At 69.7% G+C, this 25774-nt stretch carries 22 protein-coding genes and 1 pseudogene; 11 read left to right on the forward strand and 12 right to left on the reverse strand.

The window, feature by feature from the left end; translation table 11 throughout:
- Positions 1-36 precede the first annotated feature (36 nt).
- Positions 37-1590 carry a carotenoid oxygenase family protein gene (locus ACZ4UV_RS08690; RefSeq protein ID WP_467836936.1) on the reverse strand — a complete coding sequence of 518 codons (1554 nt, stop codon included), beginning with the start codon at positions 1588-1590 and terminating at the stop codon, positions 37-39.
- Between the two features lie 48 nt (positions 1591-1638).
- Positions 1639-3102 carry a benzaldehyde dehydrogenase gene (locus ACZ4UV_RS08695; RefSeq protein WP_467836938.1) on the reverse strand — a complete coding sequence of 488 codons (1464 nt, stop codon included), beginning with the start codon at positions 3100-3102 and terminating at the stop codon, positions 1639-1641.
- A gap of 143 nt (positions 3103-3245) precedes the next feature.
- Between ACZ4UV_RS08695 and ACZ4UV_RS08700 the strand changes: the two genes are divergently transcribed.
- Both ACZ4UV_RS08700 and ACZ4UV_RS08705 read left to right on the forward strand, forming a co-directional pair.
- On the forward strand, positions 3246-4130 hold the full coding sequence (locus ACZ4UV_RS08700; protein WP_451018195.1) for a nuclear transport factor 2 family protein: 885 nt from the start codon (positions 3246-3248) through the stop codon (positions 4128-4130).
- A gap of 63 nt (positions 4131-4193) precedes the next feature.
- Positions 4194-4814, forward strand: coding sequence for an NADPH-dependent FMN reductase (locus tag ACZ4UV_RS08705; protein ID WP_451018194.1), 621 nt, complete (start codon positions 4194-4196; stop codon positions 4812-4814).
- Positions 4815-4928: 114 nt separating this feature from the next.
- Here the strand turns inward: ACZ4UV_RS08705 and ACZ4UV_RS08710 are convergent, their stop codons facing one another.
- The 4 genes from ACZ4UV_RS08710 to ACZ4UV_RS08725 all read right to left on the reverse strand — a co-directional run bounded on the left by ACZ4UV_RS08710 (position 4929) and on the right by ACZ4UV_RS08725 (position 9441).
- A complete protein-coding gene (locus tag ACZ4UV_RS08710; protein WP_451018193.1) occupies positions 4929-6209 on the reverse strand; it encodes an MFS transporter in 1281 nt (426 codons plus the stop codon).
- 218 nt (positions 6210-6427) lie between these two features.
- Positions 6428-6949, reverse strand: coding sequence for a nuclear transport factor 2 family protein (locus ACZ4UV_RS08715; RefSeq protein WP_451018192.1), 522 nt, complete (start codon positions 6947-6949; stop codon positions 6428-6430).
- A 122-nt stretch (positions 6950-7071) separates the two neighbouring features.
- The gene (locus tag ACZ4UV_RS08720) at positions 7072-8451 is read right to left on the reverse strand and encodes an MFS transporter (RefSeq protein WP_451018191.1); all 1380 of its coding nucleotides are present in this window, start codon (positions 8449-8451) and stop codon (positions 7072-7074) included.
- 288 nt (positions 8452-8739) lie between these two features.
- Complete coding sequence (locus tag ACZ4UV_RS08725; protein ID WP_467836946.1) at positions 8740-9441, reverse strand: TetR/AcrR family transcriptional regulator; 702 nt, start codon at positions 9439-9441, stop codon at positions 8740-8742.
- 130 nt (positions 9442-9571) lie between these two features.
- Between ACZ4UV_RS08725 and ACZ4UV_RS08730 the strand changes: the two genes are divergently transcribed.
- From ACZ4UV_RS08730 to ACZ4UV_RS08760, 7 genes are all read left to right on the forward strand, one after another.
- Entirely contained in the window at positions 9572-10870 is a 1299-nt protein-coding gene (locus ACZ4UV_RS08730; protein WP_467836947.1) for an acyl-CoA dehydrogenase family protein, read from the forward strand.
- A gap of 52 nt (positions 10871-10922) precedes the next feature.
- Positions 10923-11498 carry a flavin reductase family protein gene (locus tag ACZ4UV_RS08735; RefSeq protein ID WP_467836952.1) on the forward strand — a complete coding sequence of 192 codons (576 nt, stop codon included), beginning with the start codon at positions 10923-10925 and terminating at the stop codon, positions 11496-11498.
- A 73-nt stretch (positions 11499-11571) separates the two neighbouring features.
- Positions 11572-12870 (forward strand): acyl-CoA dehydrogenase family protein, encoded by a 1299-nt coding sequence (locus ACZ4UV_RS08740; protein ID WP_467836954.1) that lies wholly within the window; start codon positions 11572-11574, stop codon positions 12868-12870.
- A gap of 111 nt (positions 12871-12981) precedes the next feature.
- Complete coding sequence (locus tag ACZ4UV_RS08745) at positions 12982-14337, forward strand: acyl-CoA dehydrogenase family protein (protein ID WP_451018186.1); 1356 nt, start codon at positions 12982-12984, stop codon at positions 14335-14337.
- A complete protein-coding gene (locus ACZ4UV_RS08750; RefSeq protein WP_451018185.1) occupies positions 14334-14849 on the forward strand; it encodes a nuclear transport factor 2 family protein in 516 nt (171 codons plus the stop codon). The genes ACZ4UV_RS08745 and ACZ4UV_RS08750 overlap by 4 nt, the downstream gene beginning before the upstream one ends.
- A gap of 185 nt (positions 14850-15034) precedes the next feature.
- The gene (locus tag ACZ4UV_RS08755) at positions 15035-16345 is read left to right on the forward strand and encodes an acyl-CoA dehydrogenase family protein (RefSeq protein WP_467836957.1); all 1311 of its coding nucleotides are present in this window, start codon (positions 15035-15037) and stop codon (positions 16343-16345) included.
- A 566-nt stretch (positions 16346-16911) separates the two neighbouring features.
- On the forward strand, positions 16912-18306 hold the full coding sequence (locus ACZ4UV_RS08760; RefSeq protein ID WP_467836961.1) for an MFS transporter: 1395 nt from the start codon (positions 16912-16914) through the stop codon (positions 18304-18306).
- 742 nt (positions 18307-19048) lie between these two features.
- Here ACZ4UV_RS08760 and ACZ4UV_RS08765 read toward each other — a convergent pair.
- From ACZ4UV_RS08765 to ACZ4UV_RS08785, 5 genes are all read right to left on the reverse strand, one after another.
- Positions 19049-19777: a cupredoxin domain-containing protein gene (locus tag ACZ4UV_RS08765; protein WP_467836962.1), complete on the reverse strand. Its 729-nt coding sequence runs from the start codon at positions 19775-19777 to the stop codon at positions 19049-19051.
- Positions 19765-20292, reverse strand: a complete 528-nt coding sequence (locus ACZ4UV_RS08770) for a hypothetical protein (protein ID WP_467836963.1) — start codon at positions 20290-20292, stop codon at positions 19765-19767. The genes ACZ4UV_RS08765 and ACZ4UV_RS08770 overlap by 13 nt, the downstream gene beginning before the upstream one ends.
- A 97-nt stretch (positions 20293-20389) precedes the next feature.
- On the reverse strand, positions 20390-21493 hold the full coding sequence (locus tag ACZ4UV_RS08775; RefSeq protein WP_467836964.1) for a cupredoxin domain-containing protein: 1104 nt from the start codon (positions 21491-21493) through the stop codon (positions 20390-20392).
- Positions 21494-21543: 50 nt separating this feature from the next.
- Positions 21544-22881 (reverse strand): copper resistance CopC/CopD family protein, encoded by a 1338-nt coding sequence (locus ACZ4UV_RS08780; protein ID WP_451023108.1) that lies wholly within the window; start codon positions 22879-22881, stop codon positions 21544-21546.
- Positions 22878-23078: a hypothetical protein gene (locus ACZ4UV_RS08785; protein WP_351494490.1), complete on the reverse strand. Its 201-nt coding sequence runs from the start codon at positions 23076-23078 to the stop codon at positions 22878-22880. Before ACZ4UV_RS08785 ends, ACZ4UV_RS08780 begins: the two co-directional genes overlap by 4 nt.
- Before the next feature lie 1148 nt (positions 23079-24226).
- Between ACZ4UV_RS08785 and ACZ4UV_RS08790 the strand changes: the two genes are divergently transcribed.
- Positions 24227-24595: a transposase gene (locus tag ACZ4UV_RS08790; RefSeq protein ID WP_467836967.1), complete on the forward strand. Its 369-nt coding sequence runs from the start codon at positions 24227-24229 to the stop codon at positions 24593-24595.
- Positions 24580-24714 (forward strand): annotated as a pseudogene (locus tag ACZ4UV_RS08795) (bifunctional 3-oxoadipate enol-lactonase/4-carboxymuconolactone decarboxylase PcaDC); the annotation flags it as partial. The gene ACZ4UV_RS08790 and the pseudogene ACZ4UV_RS08795, both read left to right, overlap by 16 nt.
- 679 nt (positions 24715-25393) lie before the next feature.
- On the opposite strand, the gene ACZ4UV_RS08800 reads toward ACZ4UV_RS08795, so the two are convergent.
- Positions 25394-25534 (reverse strand): hypothetical protein, encoded by a 141-nt coding sequence (locus ACZ4UV_RS08800; protein ID WP_451021891.1) that lies wholly within the window; start codon positions 25532-25534, stop codon positions 25394-25396.
- Positions 25535-25774 lie beyond the last annotated feature (240 nt).

The raw sequence follows: 25774 nt of genomic DNA on the forward strand, positions 1-25774 counted from the left end.
CAGTACGGGTCAGTACGGGCAGGGGCAAGGGACGGATCAGTTGGCGTCGCCGCGGGTGGCCACGGCCTGATCGAGGGTGCTGTGGTCGGCCCAGTTGCCGTGGAAGCCGAAGGGCACGCGGCTGGGCAGCTTCACCCGGGCCAGCGGGGTGCGTCGTAGATCGGCGGCATCGTGGATGAGGAGCTCGCTCAGGCCGGTCTCGCGGTTCCACCACAGGGTGAGCAGGTAGCCGTCGTCCTCGGAGACCGCGTTCTCGCGGGCCACGAAGACCGGCTCGCCGGGGTTGGTGAGGTGGTCCGGGCCCTCGACGACCGTGGTGGAGTCGCGCAGGGCGTCGTGCTTGGCGAGACCGTCGCTCATGGTGTCGTCGGCCAGGTAACGGGTGGTGACGAAGTATCCGTAGCGGTGCGGCCGGCCGGTGTAGGCGTCGTTGATCCTCGGGAACTCCCCGGCCACGCCGCCGACCAGCTCCTCCGTCGCCCGTCCGGTCGCCAGGTCCACACGCCAGCGGTGGGGCACCGACGGCGGGAACCAGGAGTGGGACGTCACCGGAGTGTCCAGCCGGTCGGCCGGGGTGCCCAGGCGCGTGATGCGGTGTCCGTCGATGACGACGTGGCCGTTGTCCTCGTAGGCGTTGTAGAAGTGGGTGTTGGCCCAGTGGCCGCCCGCCTCGTGCCAACTGACGGCGTGGGTGCGCCGGTTCATGAGCACGATCTGCACCCCGTGCGGCAGCGAGGCCTCGTCCCAGACCACGCCCGGCTCACCCCGCATGATGTGGTCGAGGCGGAACTGCGCCGGGGTGACGAAGAAGATCGCGTAGTTGTCGCTGACGGCGAAGTCGTGCATCAGCACCGGCACCTTGATGTCGAAGCTGTGGCTGTCGACCACGTGCCCGGTCTTCACGTCCGCCCGGTACCAGGTGATGGTCGGCCCGGTGGCGGCGAAGAACAGCATGTCGCCGCTGTCGGGGTCGATCTTGTAGTGGGCGGTGCACAGGACGTCGATGCCGCCGTGGAAGTCGTACGTGCCGTACGTCTCCAGCGTCTCGGGGTGCATCGAGTACGGCAGGCCGCCCTCGAAGTAGACCAGCAGGTGGTCGTCGAAGATGCCGACGTTGGTGTTGGCGACGTTCTTCGCGCTCGGCGCCCCGGCGGGCAGTGAGTGGGCCGTGCCACCGTTGGCGAATCCGCTGTAGACCGCCTCGCCCTGCTCGACCTCGAACTTCATGGAGTCGGTCATCACCCAGCGGGTGCGGTAGGCCGCGCGTCCCTCGCGCAGATAGATCCCGCAGACCATGCCGTCACCCTCCCACCAGTGGTAGCGGTCGGGATCGCGCGGCTGGAAGCGGGGGTTGGAGGAGACACGGAACAGCGCCCCGGCGAGGTCGTCCGGGATCCGTCCGTCCACCTCCAGGTCGTACGCGCCGTCCTCCTCCGTCCAGGGAGTGAACGGGCCCTCCAGGAACTTGTTGCCGGGCGCCCAGCCGGCGGCGTCCTGGGCGAGCCGTGGGGTGGGCGGCTGCGGGGTGGTACGCGGCGCGATCGTCATGGGGTCGGGCAGGGAGGGGCCCTGCCGCGAGGAAGTGGTCATCTGCATGCTCCAAGTGCGGGTGAAGCGGGGGTGAGAGAGCAGAGCGGGTCAGAAGGGGTAGTCGGGGATCTCGCCGCGGACGGTGACCCACTGCTGTTCGGTGAAGGCCTCGAGGTTGGCGACGGTCCCGCCGTGCCGGGAGCCGTTGCCGGACTCGCCCACGCCGCCGAACGGCACGGTCGCCTCGTCGTTCACGGTCTGGTCGTTGATGTGGACCAGCCCGGTGGGGATGCGGTCGGCCAGGGCCAGCCCCTTGGCCACGTCCCGGGTCAGGATGCCCAGCGACAGTCCGTACTCGGTGTCCGTGGCCAGCCGGACGGCCTCGTCGAGGTCCTGGAAGGGCACGACCGGGGCGACCGGACCGAAGATCTCCTCCGCGTAGGCGCGGGCGTCGAGCGGCACGTCGGCCAGCACCGTCGGCCGGTAGAACAGGCCCTCGTAGGTGCCGCCGGCCGCCAGCCGCGCACCGCTCGCCACACTGTCGGTGACGATGGAGTGGGCGGCCTGAAGCTGCCGTTCGTCGATCATCGGGCCCAGCGCGACCTGCCCGCCGGCCGGATCGCCGACCGGGGCGGCGTTCGCGTGCTGGGCCAGCAGTTCGGCGTACTCCCCGGCGACCGAGGCGTGCACCAGGTGGCGGCTGGAGGCCATGCAGACCTGTCCGGCGTGGTGGAAGGAGCCGAACGCACCGGCGGAGACGGCCTTCTCCAGGTCCGCGTCGTCGAGGACGATCAGCGCCGAGTTGCCACCGAGCTCCAGGTGGACCCGCTTCAGACGCTGGGCGGCCGCGGTGGCGATCGCCTTTCCGGCCCGGGTGGAGCCGGTGAACGCGATGACGGGCACGTTCGGGTGGTCCACCAGCGCGGCACCGACGTCGGCCCCGCCCGGCAGCATGTGCAGCACGCCCGCGGGCAGACCCGCCTCCTCGAAGATCCGGGCGATGGTGACACCGCCGCAGATGGCGGTGCGCGGGTCGGGCTTGAGCACGACCGCGTTGCCCAGCGCCAGAGCGGGGGCGACGGCGCGCATGGCCAGCACCATCGGCGCGTTGAACGGGGAGATCACCCCGACCACGCCCACCGGGCGTCGCCGCGCGAAGGACAGTCGGTCCTCGACGGACCGCAGGACCTCGCCGTACGGAGCTGCCGCCAGGGCGGCGGCCTCGTAGCACTCCTCGGCCGCCCCGTTCGAGGTCTGGAAGTCGGCGAACGGTCGCAGGGTGCCGGCCTCCCGCACGATCCATTCCGCGATCTCGGCCTGGTGCTCCTCGAAGAGGCGCGCCGCGCGCCGCAGCACCTGGGCCCGCTCGTTGTACGGCCGGGCGGCCCAGTCGCGTTGCACCGACGCGGCTCGCTCCACGGCCCGCTCGAGGTCGGCGGGGGTGGCGGAGCCGACTCGGCCGAGCGTCTTGCCGGTGGCCGGCTCGGTCGAGTCGTACGACTCTCCCGCCCCCTTGATCCACTCCCCGGAGAAGATCCGCTCCTGCCATTCGCTGGCGTCCAGAAAAGTCATGATGTCCCCTTCTCTGCGGGACAAGCCGTCATAGTCCCGTGATGTAGAACAGATGATTCGTTAAATAGGACACTCCCCTTTGTGTCGGGGAGATGTCAAGCGTCATGTTGACGTGCACTGTACGGTACAGTTTAGTTAGCCGCATGGCTACATCAACCGAGCAAGAGCCACGTATCAACAAGCTTCTGGTCGGCCGGTTCCACACCGATGTCTTCGGCGCGAGAAACGCCGAGGCGGTCGTCGACTACGTCGCCCCGGACCTGGTCCAGCACGGCGCCGACGTCCCCGACGGCGCGCAGGCGTTCACCGATCTCCTGCGCCGCGAGTTCGGCCGTGGAGCGACGGTGGACCAGGGAGAGGACGCTGCCTCCGGGCCGCGGGAGCCGGTGTTCGTCATCGGGGAGAACGACCTGGTCTGTGTCTGCCACTACATGCCGCAGCCGGACCCGGACGTCCCCGGTTCCCCTTACGACTACTACGCGTTCACCACCTACCGGATCCGCGACGGACGGATCGTCGAGCGGTGGCCGTCCCTCAACAAGATCGCCCCACCGCGGCCCCCCGCACCGGGCGTGCCGACGCGGGCGACCGCCGTCTCGTCATCGCCGTCGATCGATATCGAGGCGAACAAGCGCCTGGTGGTGGACTTCTACCGCTGTGTCTTCGACGCGCAGAACCCGGACGCGGTCAAGGACTTCGTCGCCGAGGACTACCGCCAGCACGTCTCCTTCTACCCGCCCGGCAGAGCGGGGCTGGAGGAGTTCGTGCGCGGCCGCTTCCCCGACGGCCCCGTCCCCACGCCCGCCGAGCCCCTCAACCCGCCCGCGCTGATCGTCGCCGAGGGCGACATCGTCGTCGTCGCCGGACTGCTTCCGCAGGCCGAACCCGACGGGAGCGGCACGCTCTACCCGTACTACGTCTACGACGCCTACCGCGTGCGCGAGCAGCGGCTGGTGGAGCACTGGAGCGGCATCGACAAGTCCGCCCCGCCCAAGCCTCCCGGCCCGCCGCCCGCCGCCCGCACCTGATCGGTCGTCGACTCCCTCGTCCTGTTCGCCCTCGAATCCGTACATACGCAGAAAGGCCCACCCATGCCGAAGTTGCACGTTGTCATAGGAAGCACCCGTCCTGGCCGACTGGGGCTGCCCATCGGCCAGTGGGCGGCCCAGGCCGCGAAGGAGCACGGCGGCTTCGACGTCGAGCTCGTCGACCTGGCCGAGTTCGGCCTCCCGCTCCTCGACGAACCCGGCCATCCGCGTGCGGGTCAGTACGCCCACGAGCACACGCTCAAGTGGAGCGCCTCGGTGGACGAGGCCGACGCCTTCGTCTTCGTCACGCCTGAATACAACTCCGGCCCTCCCGCCGCTCTGCTCAACGCCATGTCCTTCCTGTACCGGGAGTGGCTGTACAAGCCCGTCGGATTCGTCAGCTACGGCGGTGTCGCGGCCGGCCTGCGCTCCGTGCAGGTGCTCAAGGAGGTCTCGACGGCGCTCAAGATGATGCCGATCCCCGAGGCCGTGGCCATCCCGTTCGTCTTCAAGTTCATGGGGGAGGGCGGCTTCCGGGCCGACGAGCCGCTGGAGGCCGCGGCCACGATGATGCTGGACGAACTGCTGCGCTGGAGCGAGGCGCTGGAGTCCCTGCGTCTGAACCCGCCGCCGTTGGCTCCCCCCGGGCCGCCGGCGCCGGTCGTATCCGCGCCGCGGGGCTAGCAGCGGCCGAGCCTCCGTCAACGCCCGGTAGGGCACGCGCATCGCGTGCCCTACCGGGATCTTTTGTGCGGTTGGCTGTCGGTCGCTACCGGGTGCTGAGGCGCACGGGGTGCGTCAGACCGCTTCGGGCTGTGCGGCCTCGTCCGCCGTCGTGGGTTCGCGCTTCTCGTCGGCCGGGTAGCGCGGGAGCAGGAAGACGAGTGCCAGGGTGAGCACGCTCGCGGCGGTCAGGGCGATCAGGGGGGCGTCGTAGCTGCCCGTGGACTCGGCGGCCGCCTGGACGAGGGTCGGGGTCAAGCCGACACCCAGGAGAGTGATGACGATCAGGGTGATGCCCTGGACCTGCGCGAAGGCGCGCATGCCGAAGTATCGGCCCGCCAGGTAGGGCGCGACCGACGACTCCGCGCCCATCACCACGCCGAGCAGCGCCATGGCCGGCAGCAGGGCCCAGGTGCCTCCCCTGGCGGCGAAGATCGCCACCGTGCCGGCCACGAGACACGCGACGAACGGTACGAAGGCGCGTGGGCTCCTGGAACGGTCCATGGCCACACCGGCGAGGAACATGCCCACGAAGGAGGCCACGAGCAGTACCGACAGGGACAGGGACACGGTCGTCGGCGAATATCCGCGCTCGCCGAACAGGGAAACGGCGTTCGACCGCACGCTCGTCGCCACGCCCGCGGTCAGGACGATGGCCGCGACCGTGATCAGCCAGGCCCGGGTGCGCAGCACGGCGCCGAGCGGCATGCCCGGGAGCTCCTTGGGGGCGCGTCCTTCCTTCCTCGCCGCGAGGTCGGCGGGATCCCGCGGCGGCTCGGTCAGCAGGAAGTACTGCGCGGGGAAGACGATCCCGAGGATGCACAGGGCGAACAGGAGGTAGGTCTGGCGCCAGCCGAAACCGTCGATGGACAGCTGGAACAGCGGGGCGATGACCGCTCCGCCCAGGCTGGTGGCGCCGCCGATGAACAGGGAGTAGCCCACGCCCCGGTGGCGGGGGAACCACTCGGCGATCACCTTGTAGGTCAGGCCCATGATGCCGATGTATCCGCACAGGGCTGAGGCCAGCATCGGCAGGAGCAGGAGCACGGCGTTGCCGCCGGCGAGTGCGATCGCCGCGGTGAAGACGCCGTACAGCGCGACACACGGCACCGCCACGGCGCGGGTGCCCCAGCGGTCGACCCAGCGTCCGGCCAGCGGCAGGATCAGCGGAGCGGCGATGATCGGGATGTTGAGAACGGTCAGCGTGTGCGACTGCGACCAGCCGAAGTCCCGGGCGATGGGCCCGACGAACAGCGTGATGGTGGCGCTGGAGGCGGCCGGGCTCAGGGCCATGGCCAGTACGCAGGCGGTCGCGGCCTTCCAGGCGGGGGCGGGATAGCCCCGCAAGGAGGTCATGTACCCGCGCAGGGTGCCTGCGGCAGGGGCCGGCTTTTCGGGTGCCGTGAGATCGGCATGAGGGTTCGGGGACATCGTCGTCCTTTACTTCCGTAAGCGAGGTGCGACGCACGCCCGCATTCGGCTTGATGCGATACTGTACGGTTCAGTCCATATCGTGGGGCGAGAGCGCTGCGCGACGGACGGGAAGTTCGGGTGCTCGAGGGATCCCTGGTCCGCTACTCCGGCGCGGGTCCGGCCTCGTGGCCGCCCTTCTTGTAGGAGCCCCAGTGCTCGACCAGCTTTCCGTCCCTGACCCGGAAGACGGTGGGGATGAACCAGTCGTACGTCTCGCCGGGGGCCGTCGGATCGGGCCACGGCTTCTGCATCAGCAGACAGACGAGGTCGCCTTCGACGATCAACGCGACCGGAGGGGGCGGCGCGTCCACGGTCGAGGGAATCCTGCGGAACCCGTCCGCCAGGAACGCGCGCCCGTTGCCGGGCACGTTCGGGTCGTTCTGGATGTAGTCGTCGACGATGAACTTCTCGAGGACGCCGTCGACCTGCTCGTCGACCCGGCCGCTCAGCATCATCCGGGCGAGAGCCGCCTCGAACTCGATGACCAGGCGCTTCATCGCGGTCGCCCCGGCCGTCGATGACTTCGACAGTGCGTCGGTGAAGTCGTCGCGGTACATCCACGTCTCGAAGAAGGCGGGGTCATGGATCTGCGCGACCCCGCCCGCGATCGTGTACTCCTGCAAGGTTTCCTCCGGTGGTTCCGTGGCGTGGGAATTCCGCACTGTACGGTTCAGTGCAGTCAAGCTGAACGGTTCAGTTTTGTCGCCGATCTGAAATGCGCCGGGTGCATCGCCGCAAGCCGGGTTCAGTAGCTGCCCATACGCTCGTCGGCGCTGTCGGCTGCCGGCTCGTCGGCGTCCGAGTCGTGGGCGGCGGGGCTCGGGTAGGCCGGCAGGAAGACCGACAGCGCAAGGACGATCAGGCCCGCGGCGGTGAGCGCGACGAGCGTCGCCGTGTACCCGCCCGTGCTCTCGGCGGCTCCCTGCGCCAGCACCGGGAAGACTCCGATGCCGACGAGGCTGACGACGCCCAGCGTGATGCCCTGGATCTGGGCGAAGGCCCGCATGCCGAAGTAAGACCCCACGAGGTACGGCCCGGTGGTGGACTCCGCGCCGGTCACGACGCCGAGCAGGGCCATGGTGACGAACAGGGCCCACATGTCCCCGGTGGCCACGAAGACCATGACCATGCCGAGTACCAGACACACCATGAACGGCACGAAGGCGCGTGGGGTGCGGGACCGGTCCAGGACCATGCCGGCGAGGATCTGCCCGGCCACGGACGCCACCAGCATGACCGACACCGACAGGGACACCTCGGTCGCGGAGTAGCCCTGCTCGCCGAAGAGCGACACGGCGTTCAGGCGCACGCTCATCGCCACGCCCGCCGCCACGGTCAGCACCAGCACCGTGTACCACCAGGCGCGGGTCTTCAGGGCTCGGCCCAGGGGGAGGCCCGGCAGTTCCCGGTGCGGGGGCCGGTCCTTGCCCTTCGGTACGTCGGTGGCTGCGGGAGCGAGGGGTGCCCGTACGGGCTCGTACATCAGGAAGTACTGGGCCGGGAAGACGATCAGCAGCACGCATCCGCCGATCAGCAGATAGGTCGTCCGCCAGCCGAAGTGCTCGATGGACAACTGGCTCAGAGGCGAGAGGGCGGCGCCGGCGAGGCTGGAGGTCGCGCCGATGAGCAGGGAGTAGCCCAGTCCGCGGTGATGGGGGAACCACTCCGAGACGACCTTGTAGACCACGCCCAGGATCGAGGTGTACCCCAGAGCCGTGCTCACCAGCAGGACCGTCGTCAGTACGACGCCGTTGGCGCCCACGAGCGCCACCGCGGCCGTGGAGAGCGCGTACAGGGCGGTGCCCGGAACGGCGACCGCGCGGGCGCCCCAGCGGTCGACCCAGCGGCCGGCCAGGGGGAGTACGAAGGGGGCGGCCACGGTGGGGATGTTGAAGATGCTCAGCGTCTCCGAGTGGGACCAGCCGAAGTCCTTGGCGACCGGGTCGATGAGGAAGGTGACGGCGGTGACGAGAGCCGGGGGGCTGAAGGCCATGGCGAGCACGCAGGCGATCGCCGCTTTCCAGGCCGGCCTGGGATAGCCGCGCAGTGCGGACAGGGACTCCCGCAGGGAGGCGGGGGTGCCCGGTCGGCCGGGCGGAGCGAATTCGGTGTGGGGCGGGGACATCGTCGTCCTTCCTCGCGCGAGGCGATGGCGGCCGCCGGCTGAAAGGCAGGGCGGTCTCGTGCTGCCGATGGCTCGCCGAGGGCGCCGAGTGCCGAGCGGCACTCCGGTCGATGCACTGTACGGTTCAGTGCAGACCATGGGTCAAGAGGTCTGCAGGAATCGAACAGCCGCCGTCGTCCCGAAAGGGGCACGCGGAAGGGGTCGGAACGTGCGGTGTCCGGACGTCCCGCAGGGGCGCCCGGGACCGCCGTGGCGCGGAAGGTCCCGTCTTCCGCGCCACGGCACGTGTCAGGAGTTCGCCCGGGACAGCCAGGGGAAGACCTGGTGCATCGCGGAATCGGGCACCCCCGGACGGTCCTCGGCGCTCAGGCCCCGCAGGAAGATGGCCGTCGTCCATCGGGCATACGCCTCCAGGTGGGCCGGGTCGCGGTCGGCCTCCAGATCCAGCAGCGCGTCCATCTGCGGTCCGGCCGCCGTCATGCGCACGAACAGTCCGGCGTAGGCCTCCGCGTCGGTGAGGGTGTAGCCGCGCTGCCGGGCGTCCTCGCGGAGCGCCACGGCCACCAGATCGACGACATGGGGTACGCCGAGGGATCTCAGCGTCTCGGTCAGCTCCGGCCGACGGGCCGCCTCGACCGTCAGCACGCGGATGAAGGCCAGATAGTTCGGGGCGGTCGTGGCCTGGAGGAGCTTGAGGGTGATGCGGACCAGCCTCTCCTGGGGATCGTCGAGGGAGGCGAGCATCGTCTGGTCCAGGTCGAAGTCCAGGGTGTCCCCGCCGCGGGCGATCACCGCGCGGAACAGCTCCAGCTTGTCGCCGAAGTGGGCGTAGACGGTCGTCTTCGAGACGCCGGCCTGTGCCGCCACGGCATCCATCGAGGTTTGGTCGAAGCCGAGTTCCAGGAACAGCTCGACGGCCGCGTCGAGAATGGATCCCCGCTTGCTCCGCCCGCCCGCGCCCCTGCGCTGGGGACGTCCCTGCTCAGCCATCTCACTCCTTGTCGAGTCCCGCCCCTCTCGGAGCCGGTACACATCTCGATGTCTTGACCTTTCACTGAACCCTACCGTACGGTTCAACTGGACTGAACAGTGCAGTACAGTTGAGCCGTGAAGGAGCCCCATGAGCAAGCCCCCCTCTCCGACCCCTTCCGCCACCGGACCGGCCGCCGCGGCGGCCGAACGGCGCCCTTCTCCGTACCTCAGCGACCGCGGCCGACAGATCCGGGACGAGACACGCGCGCTCATCCCCCTGCTGCGGGAGGAAGCACGGGAAGGAGAAGGACTCGGCGCGCTGCCTCCCGAGACACTGAGGGCGATCCACGAGGCGGGCGTCTTCAAGACCTCGCTGCCCGTCGAGCTGGGTGGCTACGCTCTCGGAGCGAGAGACGTCGTGGAGATCATCACGGCGCTCGGCGAAGGCGACGGATCCGCCGCCTGGACGGTCTTCGTGGCCGGCGGCATCCGCAATGTCCTCGGCTTCCCCCAGCAGACCGTCGACGAGGTCTTCAAGGAGATCGACACCTGGATCGGCCCCCTGGTCGTCGGTGCCTCCGTGTTCTCCACCAGCGTCGGATCGGCCCGCCGGGCCGACGGCGGGTGGCTGGTCTCCGGGAAGTGGGCGTTCGGCAGCGGCTGCAAGCACGCGGCCTGGGCGGCCGTGGGCGTGACCTACGAGGACGCGCAGGGGCGACCGGGCCGGGGGATGGCACTGCTGAGCCGTGAGCAGTACACGATCCTGGACGACTGGAAGGTCATGGGCCTGCAGGCCACCTCCAGCAACAGCATCACCGCCGAGGAAGAGGCGTTCGTCCCCGACCACCGCTTCGTCGACCTGGCCGACTTCCCCGCGGTCATGGACAGCGTGCGGGACCGCTACGAGGGCATCGGGTTCCGCAACGACACCCGTGCGCTCATGCTGATCACCTGTCTCAGCAACGTGGCCGTCGCCCTCGGCATGGCCCGTGGCACCCTCGACTGCTTCGTCGAGCAGGCGAAGGCCCGCAAGCCGTTCAACCTGCCCTACCCCACCGTGGCCGACATGCCGTCGACCCAGGTGGCCGCCGGGACCGCCCGCGCGATGATCAACGCCGCGGAGGCGATCATCTTCGGCCACGCCGACGAGGTGGACCGCCGCGCCCTGGCCGGCATCGAGTTCACGGGTGCCGAGGAGTCCGAGCTCACGATGGACCTCGTCTACGCGGTACGGCTGTGCGCGGACGCCATCGACAAGCTCCAACTCTCCCTCGGCTCCTCCACGGTGAGCCTCAAGAACCCGATCCAGCGTTTCGCGCGGGACGTGCGCGTGCTGGCCACCCACGGAGCGATCCGATTCGACCCGCTGGCCGAGCTCAGCGGGCGCCAGCTCCTCGGATTCGAACCGTTTCCCATGTTCTCCGGCGGCGTGCCCCAGGTGGGCTGAGCCGACCGCCTCCCAGGCCGACCGCCTTGCAGGAAGAATGAAGGTGAGGACCATGTCGATCGATCAGCACGGGCCCCAGGGGCTCATCAGTCCCGGCTCCGGCCTCGAGCCGCAGCCCACACCGGTGGCCCTGATGGACGCGCAGGCGCTGCGGGAGGCGTTCGGGCGCTTCCCGAGCGGGGTGATCGCGGTGTGCGGGATGGTGGACGACCGCCCCGTCGGAATGGCGGTGAGCTCCTTCACCTCCGTGTCGCTGGCCCCGCCCCTGGTCTCGGTGTGCATGCAGACCTCGTCCCGCACCTGGCCGAAGCTCAGGGAGCTGCCGCGGCTGGGCCTGAGTGTCCTGGGCGAGCAGCAGGGCGAGGTGTGCCGCGCGCTCGCGGGCGCGGAGGACAAGCGGTTCGCGCAGGTGCACTGGGAGACGACCGGAGAAGGAGCGGTGGTCCTTCCCGGAGCGGTCACCTGGTACACCTGCACGCTGCGCGCCGAACTCCCGGCGGGCGACCACACCATCGCCCTGCTGGAGATAGACCGTCTGTGGACGCTGCCGTCGGCAGAGCCCCTGGTCTTCCACGGAAGCCGCTTCCGGCGGCTCGATGACGGCGCCAGGTCGGCGGTCCCCGCCTGAGCGGGGCCGTCATCAATTCGCCTTTCACGCAGATGAGTTCGTTGTTCCTGCTGAATCTCAACGAGGAGAGCCGATGTTCGATCAGGTCGCCCCGGATTTCGGGGTTGTGGAGTCGCCGTGGCTGACCGATGCCGGACGCGGGCTGCGCGACCGGATCCGCGAACTCAGGCCGCTGATCCGGGAGCAGGCGCAGGAGGGGGAGCGGATCGGGGCGCTGACCCCTGATGTGCTGAAGGCGCTCGACGCGGCCGGCGTCTACCGGATGACGATGCCGGTCGAGTGGGGTGGCACCGCCCTGGGCACGCGGGACCTGGTCGAGGTGGTCGCGGCCCTGGGGGAGGGGGACGGATCGGCGGCCTGGAGTGCCTTCGTCGGTGTCGGGTTGCGCAACTTCCTCGGGCTCCAGCCGGAGCTGATCGAGGAGATCCGCAAGGACGTCGAGGGCTGGGTGGGCCCCGCTCTCGTGGGTGCCTCCGTGTTCGCGACCACGGTCGGGGACGCCCGCAAGGTGGACGGCGGCTGGATGGTCAGCGGCCGATGGGCGTTCGGCAGTGGCTGCAAGCACGCCCGCTGGGCGATGGTCGGGATCGCCTTCGACCCGGCGGAGGCCGGCGGTACCGGCCGCGGTGTGGTGGTGCTGGAGCGGGAGCAGTTCGAGATCCTCGACGACTGGCATGTGATGGGCCTCTCCGGAACGTCCAGCAACAGCCTGCGGGTCACCGAGGAGATCTTCGTCCCCGACTACCGCTTCCTCGACCTCGCCGAGTTCCCGCCGCGGCTGGACCGGATCCGGCACCACTACAGCGGCGCCGCCTTCAAGCAGAGCGGCCGGGCGCTGTTGATGACCGTGGCGCTCAGCAGCACCGCGATCACCTTGGGCATGGCCCGAGGCGCGCTCGCCTGTTTCGCCGAACAGGCCGCCAAGCGCAAGCCGTTCACCCTGCCCTACCCGAGCGTCGCCGACATGGCCTCGGCCCAGGTGGCCACCGGCCGCGCGCAGGCGATGATCGTGCTCGCCGGGTCGACGATCGAACGCTTCGCGGACCAGGTGGACGCGCGCACCGAGGCCGGTCTCGAGTTCACCGACGAGGAGGAGTCGGAGATCAGCCTCGCGCTCGCCTACGCGGCGAACCTCTGCGAGGAGGCCATCAACCTGCTCCAGAAGACGCTCGGTTCCTCGACCATCGCGCTGTCCAACCCGATCCAGCGCTTCGTCCGCGACGCACGTGTGGTCACCTCGCACGGCGCGATCCGCGTCGACCCGCTCGCCGAACAGAACGGCCGTCGCCTCCTCGGGCTCGAGCCCTTCCCCATGGTCGGTGCCGCGGTGCCCCAGCGCGGTGTCAACGCCCCCCGCCCGCCGCTGGGTTGAGGGCGGCGCCACTGGGCGACCGGGCGCTTCGCCGTCCCGACCCGTACCGCTTCATGTCCACCACATGCACTGAACTGTGCAGTACATATCAATGGAAACCATGGTGCTCCGATGACTGCAACGCCTCCGCCGCCGCCTCCCTCTCCCGATGCCCCGCTCCCGCCGTTGCCACCGGTAGCCGCCTCACCCGTCGTCTCCCCGTGGCTCAGCGACGAGGGCCGTCGGATCCGCGACCGGGTGCGTGAGTTGATCCCGCTGATCCGCTCCCAGGCCCGTGAGGGAGAGAAGATCGGGGCGCTCACTCCCGAAGTGCTCGAAGCGATCGACGACGCCGGCGTCTTCCGTATGTCCATGCCCGTCGAGTGGGGCGGGTACGGGCTCGGCGCACGGGACCTGGTCGAGGTGATCAGCGCCCTCAGCGAGGGCGACGGCTCCGCGGGGTGGGCCGGGTTCGTCGGCGTGGGCGTGAAGAACGTGCTCGCGATGGACAAGCAGGTCGTCGACGAGGTGCGCGCCGAGACCGAGGACTGGGCCGGCCCGGCCGTCGTGGGTGCCTCCGTGTTCGCGACCAAGGTCGGCCACGCCCGGCCCGTCGAGGGCGGCTGGATGGTGAAGGGCCAGTGGGCGTTCGGCAGTTGCTGCAAGCACGCCTGTTGGTCCCTGGTCGGCGTCGAGTTCGACCCCGAGGCCGGCGGCAGCGGACGGGGCATGGCCGCACTGCGCCGCGAGCAGTACGAGATCCTCGACGACTGGAAGGTCATGGGTCTGTCGGGCTCGTCCAGCAACAGCCTTCGGGTGCAGGACGAGGTGTTCGTCCCGGCGCACCGCTTCATCGACCTCGGTGAGTTCCCGCCGCGGCTCCAGCAGCTGCACGAGCGCTACACGGGCTTCGGCTACGGGCAGCGCGGTCTGGCACTGCTGCTCTGTGCGACGCTCGCGAACCTCGCGATCACCCTGGGCATGGCGCGGGGCGCGCTCGACTGCTTCACCGAGCAGGCGAACAAGCGCAAGCCCTTCACCCTGCCCTACCCCACGATCGGCGACATGGCGTCCGCCCAGGTCGCGGCGGGCAAGGCACTCGCCATGATCAATGTCGCCGCCGCGACCATCGAGGGCGCGGCCGACCAGATCGACGCGCGGACCGCGGAGGGCCTCGACTTCACCCCGCCGGAGGAGTCCGAGATCAGCCTCTCCATCGCCTATGCGGCGAACCTCTGCGAGGACGCGATCAACCTCCTCCAGAAGACGATCGGCTCGTCCACGGTGAGCCTGTCGAACCCGATCCAGCGGTTCGTCCGCGACGCCCGCGTCCTCACCTCGCACGGCGCGATCCGCATCGACCCGCTGGCCGAACAGAACGGGCGCCGGCTCCTGGGCCTGCCCCCCTTCGCCATGATCGGCGGCGCCGTCCCCGAGCGCCGCGCCTCAACAGATCCCTCCCGAGACAAGGAGCCCATCCGCGCATGAGTGACTTCAGCATCGTCGACGGCATCGCACAGATCACCGACCCGAAGCTGTACGAGACCTGGCTCGACCGCGAGGACTACAAGGCCGCCGTCGCCCAGGGCGACACGCCCGAGCGGACCGCCGTCAAGCGCCTGCTGGTCGACTTCGAGGCGGATCTCGCGCGCATGGTCCGCGACGACACCGTGCAGGAGAACGTCGTCGACGTGATGAAGCGTTACATCGTCGAGGACTACGTCCAGCACGACCCGAACGCGCCCGGCAACGGCCGGGACAACATCATCGAGCACTTCCGCCGTGTTCCGACCGGCAACGGCACCCCGCCGCCGGTGGTCAACGTGACCGTGGAGGGCGACCTGGCCTGCGTCATGATGAAGGCCCCGACGCCGGACCCGACGAACCCCGGCGAGACCTACGACTGGTACATCCTGACGGTCTTCCGGGTGCGCGACGGCAAGCTCGCCGAGCACTGGAGCGCCTTCCGCAAGATGGACGCGCCCCTGCCGGGGAACTGAGCGGCGCGCCCGGCCCGGCCGGCCCCGATGGCCGCGCCCCATGCCCGTGGCCGACAACGCCGGGCCGAGGCGCTCCCTCCCCCCCCGCATCGCAATCCGCCGCCGCGCGTGCGCAGCGGCGGATTGCGGCCGACGATGCCCAAGGTTGAAGAAAGAGAACTGAGATGACAATGACGTCGCCCAAAGTGAGCAGGTTTCCCGAATCGCCCTATCTGAGCGAGGAGGGCCGGCGGATGCGCGACGCGGTGCGCGCGGCGGCGCCCGGCCTTGCCGAACGTGCCCGCGAGGGGGAGTTGCAGGGCACACTCGCACCCCAGACGGTCTCGGTACTGCACGAGATCGGGGTGTTCCGCATCACCGTCCCGGTGGAGCTGGGCGGATTCGCCTCCGGCGCTCGCGACACCATGGAGGTCGTACGTGAGCTCGGAACCGTCGACGCGTCGGCCGGCTGGACGGTGATCGTGTCCAGCGCGACCCGAAGCGCGCTCACCTTCGACGAGCGTGTGAGGGACGAGATCTTCGCCGACATCAAGACCTGGCAGGGGCCGCTCCTGTTCGGCGCCACCGTCTTCGCGCCGAAGGTCGGCGACGGCCGCAAGGTGGACGGCGGCTACATGGTGAAGGGCAAGTGGTCCTTCGGCAGCGGCTGCAAGATCGCGAAGTGGGCCTCGGTCGGGTTCGAGTACGACGATCCCGACACCGGGGAGCGGCGCCGTGCGATGGGGCTCCTCACTCAGGACCAGTACACGATCGTGGACGACTGGCACGTCATGGGTTTGAGCGCCACGTCGAGCAACAGTGTGCGGGCCGACGAGGAGGTGTTCGTCCCCGAGGACCGGGTCGTCCACACCATGGACATGCCCGCGCGCATGAACGCCCTGCGCGGCGAGTACCAGGGCATCGGCTTCATGCACTCCGCGATCGGCACCATGGTCGCCACCACGACGGCGTTCGCGGCGCTCGCCCTGGGCATGGCACAGGGCGCCCTCAAGGCCTTCGTCGAACAGGCCGCCAAGCGGCCGCCGTTCAACCTGCCGTATCCGACCATGGCCGACATGGCCTCGACCCAGGTCGTGGCGGGCAAGGCGAGGGCCGTCATCAACACGGCCGCTTCGGTCATCGAACGGCAGGCCGACGAGATCGACCGGCGAGCGCTGGCGGGCGAGGACTTTCACCCGTGGGAGGAACCGGAGATCACGATGGACCTCGTCCATCAGATCCATGCCTGTCTCCAGGTGATCGACGGTCTCCAACTGGCGCTCGGTTCCTCGACCGTGGGCCTGTCCAACCCGATCCAGCGGTTCGTCCGGGACGTGCATGTGCTCGCGACCCACGGCGCCTTCCGGATCGACCCGATGGCCGAGATCAACGGCCGCGACATCTTCGGCCTGGAGCCGATGCCGATGATGGCCGCGCTCAGCTCGCCCCCTCCCGGGAAGACGCCCCCGCCGGCGGCCGGCGGCAAGCTCCCGGACCCGGTGCCGCACCCCGCCTGACCCGATTCCACTCGAGGGCCGCGGCGACACCGGTGATCCCGAGCAAGTACTCGGCTTTCCGCTCGCAGTGACACCTTTCCGCTCGTAGTGACGGCGGAGCAGCGGCACCTGGTGAGCCGAGCAACGGTGCCCTCGACAGTCCGGCCACGGCGCTCAGACGCCCGGAATCTGTCAGACCCCTGCCAGAGCCCTCCCGATCTCGCAGTCGATCGTGCACCGGGACCGGTTCGGCTCCACGGACCCGGGCACGGCGCCACCCGTCCGGTGCCGGTGCCGGTCGAGCCCAACGGGCCGACACGACAAAGCAGCAGTTGCCACCGGTGACACCCCGGGAGATGCCGAAGAACACGGTGACCGCCGGCACCTCCCGATCGCCGTGCCGACGTCGGCCGCCGCTCTGTGGCCGCTCCGGCGCCGCGGGCACCACCGGCGGAACCAATTCCACTGCTGGTCGGGAGCAAAGCGTTTCCCAGCGTCACCACCCCAGCCCATGACCGATTGAGCCGCCCTCTGAATAGCTCGCCGCGCCAATGGGGCCGCGGTGCATCCGTAACGGAGGCTTTCCCATGACCACTTCCGTGCCGAGGGGCGACACCGCCCCGTCTTCGTCCGAAGCCGGCGGGAAGTCCTACCTCGCCGACCTCTGGAGGGCACCAGCGAGCGCCAAGGCGGCGCTGATCGGCTGTCTCCTCCTCATGCTGGTCAGTCCCTCCGGCCTCTCCGCAATGACGACGTTCATCGTGCCGGCGTTCGCCAAGGACACGGGCGTCGCCAAATCAACCGGCATTCTCGTGTTCGTCTCCATCCCGCTGCTGATCGGACCGATCGTCCTGCCCTTCGCGGGCCGTTGGGTGGATCGACTGGGCGCACGCAGGGTCGCTGTCCCCTCCGCTGTCCTCTACGCGGTGCTGACGGCCCTCGTCCCGCTGTGCGGGTCCAGCGTGCCGGTGCTGGCGGTCGTGCTGATCCTGGCGTCCGTGTTCGGCTTCATGTCAGGTCTGGCTGTCGTCTTCAAAGTCGTCTCGACCTGGCTGCCGCAGCACAAGGGCATCGGATTCGCCCTCATCGGCGTCGCCTCCAGCCTGGCCGCCGCTGTGTTCTCACCCGTGTTCCAGTGGCTGATCAGCGGCAGCGCCGGTCTCGGCTGGAAGGGAACCTACCTAGTCGTGGCTGCGGCGATCGCAGTCGTGGCGATCCCGACCACCGTGTTCCTCATCTCCGAGCCGACGGTGCCGGTGGAGCCGACTGAGCCGATGGGCCCGATGGAACTGACAGAGCCGATGGAGCCGACGAAGCGGCGTGTGACGGGGCCCGAAGCAGGGCTGCCACGGCTTCCGGGTGTCCCGCTGCGCACGGCGGTCCGGACACGGGTCTGGATCTCCATCACGGCTTCCCTCGCCTTGGCGGCAGCCGGCCCGATGGCCGTGCGGCAGAACGCGGTCGACTTCTTCGACGAGCGCGGATTCACCGAGACGACGGTCTCGCTCTCCCTGTCCGCGCTGTTCGTCGCGTCGGTCGCCGGACTTCTCATCGGTGGGATGATCCTGGACAGGACCGACCGGCCCCGGGTGGTGGTCCCGATGCTCGCAGCGGTGCCGGTGGGGCTCCTGATCGCCTTCGCGAATCACGGCTCGACGCCGCTGCTGTTCGTCGCGATGATCCTCCTCGGCTTCGCCACCGGCGCCGAGTCGTCGCTGGGACCCTTCCTCATCGCGCGGTACTTCGGCCTCGCCTCGTTCGCGCAGCTGCAGGGATTGACGCTGGCCATCTCCACCCTGTCGCTCGGTATGTCGCCGTTCCTGGTCAGCGCGATGCAGACCGCGACCGGGAGCTACACGGTGCCGGTGCTCGCGCTCACCGCGCTGACGGTGGTCGCCGTCGTCCTGGCGGCGGTGCTACCGCAGTTCCCGGCACAGTGGAAGATCGAAAACGCTCCCGAGCAGACCACCGGGTCGGCGTGACGGCGGCGAGCAGGATGCCGGGACGATCCTGTCGGCGCTTTTGAGGCCTGTCGCCGTGAGGGGGCTGGTCCGGGCGCTGTGACCCTGCCGAAGGACGGAAACGGGCGGCCAGGAACAGCACTTCACATGGGATGACACGCGAACCCGTGCCGCGCCCCGTACAACCCGAGATCCCCGGCAGGCGAACGCCGCACCCAGGAGGGCAAGACCAGACGTGAGAGCATCCGATGCCTCAAGCGATATGCCGCCCGGCTAGGTCTTCAACCTGGTCAGGACGGTGTCTGCCAACCCCCCCGTTATAGGGGCGTCCAGCACGGCGAAACCCCGCCGGTCTCTGGTGGGGCTTCGCCGTGTGGCCGGTCGGGAGGGATTGTTGCCCGTGCTGTCGGGAGGGATTGTTGCCCGTGCTGACGGCCCCGTTGTACTCGGGCTCACCGCTTTCGAGGATCGCGGTGACCCTTTGAGCTGCCACGCGGCCGCATCAGCGGAAACAATTTCCAGCAGCGCCGCCGCGATCTGCAGGCAAGTCAATGGAGATTCCCGTCTTCAATCAGATACTGATCCGGGGAGCCGCCACGGCCCTGATCTCTCAGGTCTGCCGTTGGGGCGCCGTCGTCAACGGAGACACCAACAGCCGGCACTGGAGCTTGCCACCACCTGGCCAGGGGGTGAGCCTGGCGCAGCCGCCTCTTGTGGTGACAACGCCGACCGGCATCGGGAAGCGCCGCACTTGGCGCCGTGCTCACTTCCCGTCCGCCTCGCCGTCAGCCGTCGGGGGAGCTCCGGACGCGGCCGCGGAGCGGGAGCCGACGAGCAGCAGGCACAGCACAGCGACCCCTGCGACGACGCCCGCCAGGACGAGCAGCGGGTCGAGTGGCCGGGCGGATGCGGCGCTGTCGGCGGCTGCCGGGACCTGCGTCTGGAGGGTGGGCCCCGTGCTCTGAGCACGGGAGGGCGCACTGCTGGACGGGGTCGGTACGGCGGCCGCCGACGCGGTGTTGTGCGGGTGCGTGGACGCGGTGCCCCGGGCAGGGGTGCGCCGGTCAGCCGTCCGGGTGGGGCCCGAGGGGTTGCTGTGCTGGTGGGCGGGTGCCGCGGTGGTCGACTTCCGGGTGGCGGCGGCTTGGACCATCAGCTGGGCGGTCATGCCGGGGTGCACGGTGCAGACGTAGCCGTACGTTCCCGCAGTGGTGAAGGTATAGCTCCAGGTGCCGCCCTTGTTGAGCATCGGGGAGTGGACCGACGCAGGGCCGGACGTGGTCTTCACGTCGTGTGGCGCTTGGTCCTGGTTGACCCAGGTGACGGTGTCCCCGGCGGTGATGGTCAGGGAGCGTGGGGCGAACGCGTAGCCGGACATGACGACTTGGTGGCCGGCGGCGCTCGCCTGCGGAGCGCCGAGGAAGGTGACGGCGCCCGTGGAGAGGAGAGCGGCGAGCAGGATCCGCGGGATGCACGTGGTCAGGCGGGACATGTGAACTCCGCGGCGACGAGTAGACGCAGTCGGTCTGCGGGGCGGATGCGGGACAGGGCGAGGCCGGTGGCCCGACGCAGATGGCCGTACGGGACCTGGACGGTGCCGAGGACGAGGAGGCTGTCGTCGGTGCGGTCGACGACGCGCAGTGTGAGGGTGGCCGGGATGGAGGAGGCGGTCGGGTCGCCGGTGGCGAGTGCGCCGGGTATGCGCAGCCGGGCGTCGTCGGCCTCGGGCTTGGGCTCGACGGCGGTGCTGACGAAGGTGAGCTCGTCGCCGCCGAGCGCGACACCGGTCAGTTTCAGGCTGAGGACGGTGTCGGACGCTGACGGCGCGACGGTCAGCGCGGCCTCGTCCGCGGTGAGGCGGCGGCGCATGGTGACCAACGGGCCGAGGCGGGTGGTGAGTTCGATGAGGCAGCGGTCGCCCGCCGTGTAGGTGCCGGGGCGGGGCAACCGGGCGGGAACCGGATCGGTCGGCGGGTGGGGCGCTGTGGGCAGGGTCTGAGTGCTCATTCGGGCACCTCGACATGACGAGGGGACGGGGGACAATGGCCTGCGGTGGCGGGCCGGCCGACTGTGACTCGGCCGGCCCGCCACGTTCTTCCGAGGGTCAGCAGGAGTTGGTGAGGTAGTTCGTGGTGGGTGCGAGCAGGTGCTCGGCCCAGACGGTGTGCGTCTTCACGTACTGGTCGGGGTTGAGGATGTCCGTGACCTGCTGGCCGAGGGACTCCTCCAGATGCGCGGAGGTGACGTGCTGGAGGATGACCGTGAGCGTGCTGTCGGCCACGGAGCCGGTGCCGTTCACGGCCGGGGTGAGGATCGATTCGAGCCAGGCCGTGTGCATCTTGATGTAGCTGTCGAGCTGGAGCGCGTCCTGGACCTGCTGGCCCGGGGACTCCTCCAGGTGGGCCTTGTCGATGTGCTGGAGGATGGGCAGCAGGACCTGCTGGATGCTGACGCACTGCTCGCCGCCGCCGTCACCGCTGCCGCCGCCCATACCGCCGGAGCCGCTGCTCCCCCCGGTCGAACCGCCGCTGGAGCCGCCGGACGAACCGCCTGTGCTGCCCCCGGTGGAACCGCTCGTAGACCCCCCGGTGGAGCCGCCCGTCGACCCCCCGGTGGAACCGCCTGTCGAACCGCCCGTGGAGCCTCCCGTCGAACCACCGGTCGAACCGCCCGTGGAACCTCCGGCACCACCTCCGGTGCTGCCGCCACTGCCCCCGCTGTCGGCGACCACGGTGATGGAGGCCGTCATGTCCGGGTGGACCGCGCAGTAGTACTTGTAGGTTCCGGCCTTGGTGAAGGTGTACGACCAGCTGTCGCCCTTGTTCAGCGTGCCGGAGTCGAACTTGGCCGGACCGCTGGTGGTGGTGACCGTGTGCGGAGCGGTGTCCTCGTTGACCCACTTCACGGTCTGGCCGACCTTGACGGTCAGGGCCGGCTGGGCAAATTTGTAGTTGGTGATCTTGATGGTGTAGTCGGCCGCCTTGGCCTGGGCAGCGGCGGGCTGCGCCTGGTCCATGGAGGTCATCGCGTGGGCGTCGGCCGCCGGTGCGGCCGTGGCGGGCGCGGCGGACCCGCTCGACGCCTGAAGCAGAGCGAGACAGGCGACGGCCGCGATGCCGGCGCCTGCGCCGGTGGCGAGCAGCACTCGGTTGCCCATCCGGGAGCGGCGGTGGCGCGGCGGGGGAGTGGTGGTGTCTTCGGTGTGCATGGTGGTGCGTCTCCCTTGCAGGGTGAGAGGGGTGGTGCAGGGATCGCCGGTCAGCGCCCTGGGGCGGACGTGACCAGCACGCTCGTCGCGGCGAGGACGACGAGGACGAGCCCCGTCTCGGCCGCGACCGAGTAGACGAAGGGCCGTACGGTGGCTCGGTCACCGCGCAGCAGCACGGCGATGTCAAGCCGCGTCTTCACCCAGCTGCGGCTGCCCTGGGCGATCAGCAGCACAACGGCCAGTACGGCGAGTTTGAGCAGCAGCAGTTGCCCGTAGCCGGTGTGGACCAGGGCGCCGAAGGAACCGACGATCTGCCATGTCAGGACCGCTCCGGCGAAGGCGATCGCGGCGACGGACACCCCGGCCAGCGTGGAGTAGCCGGACACGGTGGCCGACAGCTCCTCCGGCCGGCGCCGGGGCAGCACGCCGAACAGCAGCAGGGTCAGGCCGCCCAGCCAGAGCGAGACGCCCAGTAGGTGGACCAGGTCGGCCACCGCGCCCCAACCCGGGTGCGTGCCCTCGGCGTTGTGGCCGGTCATGCCGGTGGTCCGCAGAAGTCCGAGGGCGACGGCGAGGGCACCGACGCGCCAGCCGGGCGACCGGGTGGTCCGCTCACCACCCTGGAGCAGCCCGGCCAGCACGATCACGGCCAGCACCCACATCAGCACCCGGCATGCGGCGACGACGCCGACTTCGGTGCCCAACAGGTATGTGTAGGTGGAGGACTTCAGTACGTCTCCGAGCGCGCCCATCACGCCGTACGCACCCTGCAGCCCCGGCGCGAGGAGACTCGCCGCGAGCCCGGCCGTCCAGGACAGCGTGAGGATCCGGCGGGTACGCCGGTCGTGGGCGCCCTGCGGCCAGAGCAGTGCCAGGAATGCCAGCCCGCCGACATAAAGGGCAAGGGCGAGATACCCGGCCCAGCGGGTCACGGTCCAGGCCGTGCGTACCGACTCGGACCCTTGCGGCGCGGCCTGGGTGCCCGCTCCGGCCGCGCCGGACTCCTCGGCCTTCGTCGTGAGTGTGAAGGACAGGGTCCCGGACGTCGGGTGGCCGTCTTCCATGTCGCGCACCTGCCACACCACGGTGAGACGGTCCCTGTCCGTGGTCTTCGGGACGGAGACCTCGACGACATTGCCCTTGGCGTCGCCGCGGGCCGGACGGGACAGTGCCAGCCGCCTGCCGCCCGCGGTGACGTGGACGTCCGCGAGGTCGACCTGCTCACTGAAGGCCAACCGGACTTCGGCTGGGGTGCGCGCGATCCGTGCGCCGTTCTTCGGCGCCGAGGAGACCAGCTCGGTGTGTGCCGACGCGGCCGGCGCGGCGAGGAACAGGGCGGCGACCGCGGCCGGCGCGGCGAGAAGCAGGAAGGGGAGGCGGCGTCTCACGGGAGCACCCCCGTGAGGGCCGAGGGCGAGGCCGCCACGCCGACGCACACCGACGACAGCCCGGCGGCCGAGGAGGTGGACCGCGAAGGAGAGGACGACGGTGACGGGGAGGCCGTGACGCCGGAGGAGCCCCCGTCGAGAAGACCGTCCAGCAGGCCGGTCACCGAAGTGATCACGCCGTTCAAGAGCGGCCGCACCAGGTGTGCTTCACCCTCCTGGCAGCCGTTCGACGGAGTGGGAGAGGGGGTTGGAGTGGGCGCATCTGATACCGAGCCGGACGGGACGGGAGCCGACTCCTGTCCGCCGCCTCCGGCAGCCGTTCCCTCGCCGCTCCGCCCGCTGGGCGGCGGCGTTTCGGCGACCGGCGGAATTCCGGCGTCACCGCCTCCTGGCCAGGAATCCCCCGCAGAGCCGGATCCCGCCCCACCGACAGAAATACCGGACTCGCCGACCCCTGAATTACTGACCCCGGAATCGTCCGACGCACCGGGCGAGGCGGACGGAGCCCCGGCCACCGGAGGAGCGGCGGTGCTGATGGTCGTCGCCGCCGGGGCGCCGATGCCCGAGGCGTAGCCGAGCACGACGATCACCGCCGCGACGAGCGTTCCGGCGACGATCTCGTCGCGATGGTCTCCTGGCCAGGACGCCCTGGCGAAGAAGGACATGGCCCCTCCTGACGCTGTGTGTGAACGGCGGTAACCAGGAGTTGACCAGAGGCGACGATTCCTGTCGGCTACACGTCAGTTAATCGCCCGTTTCGTTGCCTCACCTTCTTACTGGGGGGAACTGTGAGAACGGACCTCGCCGCCTCAATGTGCGCATTACATTCCGTGAAGAAAGTGAATAGGGCGTGAATTCGAACACGCTAGGCATTTCATTCTTCACTGAACCGCCCCGAATGCATATGCCGCGGAATTCGATTCTCGGCTGCCGACGCGCGAGGGGGCCTGTCGAGTCACCGTCCCGCCGTCGCCGATCGGGAGGCACGGGGGCGCTGCCGCCCAAGGGTGGCGTGCGAGGCGGCCGGGGGCCCACCGCTTGACTGAGCCCCGAAAAAACCAACAAGCGTTGGTGAAACAGCTCATGAGGGAAGTGGCGCATGGCGGTCATTGGTGATCCGCGTCAGGCGAAGTAGCCGGTCAGCAGGGTGCTGGCGGGCCCGTACGGACTTCCGTTCCATCCGATCCCGGTCACCGTCCCGATCCGTGCCCGGGATATGTCAGCCCGTGCTGTTCCGGTGCGGATTGGCCAGCGCAACCGGATCGGCCGGGGCTCCGAGCAGACTCGGGACGTGGAGGCGCGTCCTGCCCGGCTTGTCCAGTGTCATACCCCGCAGCTTCTCGACGTGGTGGGGATCGGTCCGGACGCGGCGGTCACTCTGCTGATCACGGTGGGGGACAACCCGGAACGGCTCGACAGTGGGGCGTCGTTGGCCGCGCTGTGCGGGGTCAGTCCGGTCGAGCGTTCCTGGGGACGCCGGCAGTTCCGCCGCCTCGACCGTGGCGGCGACCGGCAGGCAAACGCCGTGCTCCACCGCATCGTGTTCACCCGTCTGCGGGTCGACTCGCGCACCCAGGACTACGGCGAGCACCGGATCGAGGAGGGTGAGACCCGACACGAGATGGTCCGATGCCTCGAACGGTACGTCGCCCGAGAGGGCGTACACCCGATCCAGCCCGTCCCTTCACACCCCCCGTCATGGGGGCGGCCGTGAGATGTTGGAGCGTGAGTCGGGTGAGTGAGAGTACGTCCTATACCCTGCAATACCGCTTTGACGGGCCGGAAGAAGCCCCCGTACTGGTCCTGGGCCCGTCCCTGGGTACCACCTGGCACAGGTTGTAGAGACCGTCCAGGGGCGTCTACGCCAGTCCAGCGCGGGCATGAAATAGCAGGTCAGGGCCTGCTGGTCCGGGAGGGTCCGCCCAGTTGGTGATGGCTGTGTGATAGACGAGTGACACGGCGGGGCCCCGCCTGGGGGCTATGCGCGGAGCCGTGAGACGACGAGGCCGCACCGGAGAGCGCCGGCGCGGCTTCGTCATGGGATCGGCTGCGCTGTCGGGCACGATGCGGTCGGCGCCTCATGCGGCCCGTGTCCCTGTAACGTTTTCGGGGTGCGCCCACTTTGCGATTGCACTCGCACATGCGTCTGAAGAGCCGGTTCCGTCAGAGAGCGCAGCACCTCCTCGAGCACGGATTTGCCCAATCGGGGTGGGGTCGACCTGGGTGTGGGCACGCACGGCGAGGTTCACGTCGCCGCCCCGGTCCCCGGCTGGGGAAGGTCATGGGCGCCAGATCCTCTCCGGTGACGGCCGCCGGCTGCTGGCGGCTGACGTCTGCGCCCGCCAACCTGGATACGGTTGCGCCGTGCCGGGGTGGAGGGCACCGGCACCTTCGGAGCGAGCCTGTCCCACTACCTCCTCGCCCAGTACGTCCAGGTGCATGAGGTGAACCGGCCCGATCGCTCGACCCGCCGGTTGCCCTGCAAGTCGGACCGATCGACGCCGGGCCGTGCTCAGTGGCCGCGCCCGGAGGCGAGGACGCGGTGGCCCAGGCCACCCACCTGACGTTGCGCATGCTGGCCGAGCGCGTCGAGCAGCTCACCGGGCAGATCGATGAGCTGAACCAGCGCCTGACCCGGCTCGTCGTACGCCACGCACCGCAGGGGGCTGCACTTGAATCCGTCACCGTCCTCAGCTGCTTCCCATCGCGCTGGACGTCTCGGCACCGGACTCGCCGCTCAAGGCGTGCCCGTGGGCGCAAGCTGCCTGTCCGGAGTTGTCTCGGGTGTTGGGGCGTTGGGAGACCGCGGACTGGTGCCCCCACCCACGAAAATGCAGATGCAGGCGTTGACGAGTCGACCGAGAGCGAGCGTCAGCATCCGACAGCCGGGACG

It is taken from the genome of Streptomyces sp. NPDC028289, assembly GCF_055565975.1.